Annotated in this window: 3 protein-coding genes and 1 pseudogene; 2 read left to right on the plus strand and 2 right to left on the minus strand. The window is 70.6% G+C overall.

Features of this window, described 5'->3' with window-relative positions; genetic code table 11:
- A pseudogene (locus tag RMO40_RS18875) lies at nt 1-440 on the plus strand (excinuclease ABC subunit UvrA); the annotation flags it as partial.
- A 120-nt stretch (nt 441-560) separates the two neighbouring features.
- Nucleotides 561-1226 (plus strand): CAP domain-containing protein, encoded by a 666-nt coding sequence (locus tag RMO40_RS18880; RefSeq protein WP_309724680.1) that lies wholly within the window; start codon nt 561-563, stop codon nt 1224-1226.
- Here the strand turns inward: RMO40_RS18880 and RMO40_RS18885 are convergent.
- Both RMO40_RS18885 and RMO40_RS18890 read right to left on the minus strand, forming a co-directional pair.
- Nucleotides 1180-2202 carry an MHFG family PEP-CTERM protein gene (locus RMO40_RS18885; protein WP_309724682.1) on the minus strand — a complete coding sequence of 341 codons (1023 nt, stop codon included), beginning with the start codon at nt 2200-2202 and terminating at the stop codon, nt 1180-1182. The two genes, RMO40_RS18880 and RMO40_RS18885, sit on opposite strands and share 47 nt — an antisense overlap.
- A 208-nt stretch (nt 2203-2410) precedes the next feature.
- A partial coding sequence (locus tag RMO40_RS18890; protein ID WP_309724684.1) for an SWIB/MDM2 domain-containing protein occupies nt 2411-2698 on the minus strand: 288 nt, incomplete at its 5' end.

Raw genomic sequence — 2698 nt, forward strand, 5'->3', positions numbered from 1 at the left:
CGGTGCCGAGCATCGCGCGCAAATTGCAGACGCTGCTCGACGTCGGCCTGGGCTACATCACGCTCGGCCAGAGCGCGACGACGCTGTCGGGCGGCGAGGCGCAGCGCGTGAAGCTGGCGTTGGAGCTGAGCAAGCGCGACACCGGCCGCACGCTCTACATCCTCGACGAACCCACCACCGGCCTGCACTTCGCCGACATCGAACTGCTGCTGAAGGTGCTGCACCAGCTGCGCGACGCCGGCAACACCATCGTCGTGATCGAGCACAACCTGGACGTCATCAAGACCGCCGACTGGGTCGTCGACATGGGCCCCGAAGGCGGCGGCGGCGGCGGGCGGGTGGTCGCCACCGGCACGCCGGAGGCGATCGCCGCGTCGGACGGAAGCCATACCGGCCGCTTTCTGGCGGGTTTGTTGGCGCGCGCCAACGCGCCGGCGTGACGTACTGCACGGCTCGCTTCCCCTGAAGCACCCCCTCGGTCACATGTCGACACTGCGCCGCTCGAGCAGGCGTGAAGTGCGCCCCTCGCCAGACACGCGGCGACTTTCCAGAATTGGGCCATGTTTGCAGCCCAGTTCGAGTCTTCGGTTCCCGCCCCCCGTCCGCGCATGCAGTGCGCCGGCCGCCGGTTCACGCAACTGGCCCTCGCCAGCGTGCTGACCTTGCCGGTCTGGTTCGTGAACATCGCGCACGCCCAGGCGAACGAGCCGCTGCTGCCCTGTGCCGACACGCAGGCGCTGCAACGCGCGGTCGAGCGGCTCAACGACGTGAGGCAGACCGCCGGCCCGTGCGAAGGTGCGGCCGCTGCGGCACCGCCCGCGGCACGGCAGCCGCTGGCCTGGGAGCAGCGCTTGGCGAGCAGCGCTCAGGCGCAGGCCAGTGACCTGGCGCAACGCGACCTGCTCTCGCACGTCGACGCCCAGCAACGCAGCTTCGGCCTGCGCCTGCGCAGCACGGGCTACGCCGCGGCGGGAGCCGGAGAAAACCTGGCCGCCGGCCAGACCGATTTCGATGACACCCTGCAAGCCTGGCTGGCCAGCCCGACCCACTGCGCCAACCTGATGCAGCCGGACTTCCGCGATGTGGGCCTGGCCTGCGTGCAGCGTGTGGGATCGCGCTACGAACGCTTCTGGGTGGCGCACCTGGGTGCGCCGGTTCGGCGCATCGCGCCGGCGTTGGCTAGCGCAGCGGCGCTGCCGGGCGGCGAGCTGCTCGCCGCGCGCTGAGGCGCCAGACGAGCACCAGGCCGAGCAGCAGGCTGGCCCAGGTGGCGGGCTCGGGCACGGGGGTGATCGTGCCGGGCAGCCCCGTCTCGGGCAGCACGCCGCCCTCGAAAGAGCCGGGCAAGTTGGCGAGCGGTGGCTGCGCCAGGAAGCTGTTGCGCCCGCTGTCGGTAAACGGTGAATCCGTGCCGCCGCCGCCGCTGCCGTTGCCGCTGCCACCGTTGCCGCTTCCGTTCGGCGCGCCGCCGCCACCGGCCGGCAACCCCGCGAACGGCACGCCCACATCGCCACCCAGCGCGGGCTCGGCGCCGAGCGCGCCGGCATCGTCGCCGAGCGGGAACAAGGCCAGCGCGGCGCCGGCCACCGCTTCGGCGAACGACGAGGTGGCTTGCGGCCGGGCCGTACCCGGCGCATCGGGCTCGCCCGCGTAGCGTTCGGAGCTGGTGTCGGTGGGGCCGGGCGCGGGCTCCTGCGCGGGCGCCCCTGCGATGGCCGCGGGCGTGCGCTCGATGCGGCTCACGTTGCGGCACACGGTGGGCACCAGGATGCAATGGCCCGATTCGCAGTACACCAAGCCACGCTCGTGCATCTGCGGCGTCCAGCCCGTGCGGCTGACTTGGGCGCACACGCGGTCGAGACCGAAGTGCATGTCGCGGATGGTCGGTTGGTAGTCGGCCTTGCCGCGGATGCTGTCGCGCCGGATGTCGACGATCTCGTCGTACTGGCGCGCCTGCATGCGCTGCTTCAGGCGCACGCGCACGTCGGTCGGGATGTCGCTGTAGCGGTCGATCGCGGCCACCACGTTGCCCATGAAGGGGTTGTGGCCGGGCCGGTCCCAGCTGCACACCGCCACGCGCTCGCGGCGCGGGGCCCGTTCGCTCGCATCGCTGCGCAGCCCGCTGCTCGCTGCCGCATCGCCGAAGCTGGCCAACCCTGCAAACAGGGCCAGCAGCGTCGTGAGGAGGTGTCGGAGCGGCACGGTGAGGTGGAGGCTGGGTGACCCGGTGTGGCGATGCGCCATTGTCCTGCGGCGTTTCTCGCTCGGGGGGCCGCGTCCCCTCATCGCAACGCCCGCAGACGGGGGCACGCATTCTCGGTATCCCTGATGCCGCGGTGTCAACGCGCCATAAAAAAAGCCGGTGCAGGCACCGGCTCTTTCGGCAGGGCGGCAGGCCGCCCGCCGGATCTCACTTCAGATGGCCGTTGATCATCTTGGTCATCTCGAACATCGACGCTTGCGCCTTCTTGAAGATTTCCTTCAGCTTGGCATCGGCGTTGATCATCCGGCGGTTGACCGCGTCTTGCAGCTTGTTCTTCTTGATGTACTCCCACACCTTCTTGGTCACTTCGGTGCGCGGGTACGGGCCCTTGCCGATGATGGCGGCCAGCGCATCGCTGGGCGTCATCGCCTTCATGAAGGCCGCGTTCGGCGTGCGCTTCTTCGCCGGCGCTGCCGCCTTCTTCGCGGGGGCCTT

It is taken from the genome of Rhizobacter sp., from assembly GCF_031412075.1.
Lineage (GTDB): Bacteria > Pseudomonadota > Gammaproteobacteria > Burkholderiales > Burkholderiaceae_C > Rhizobacter.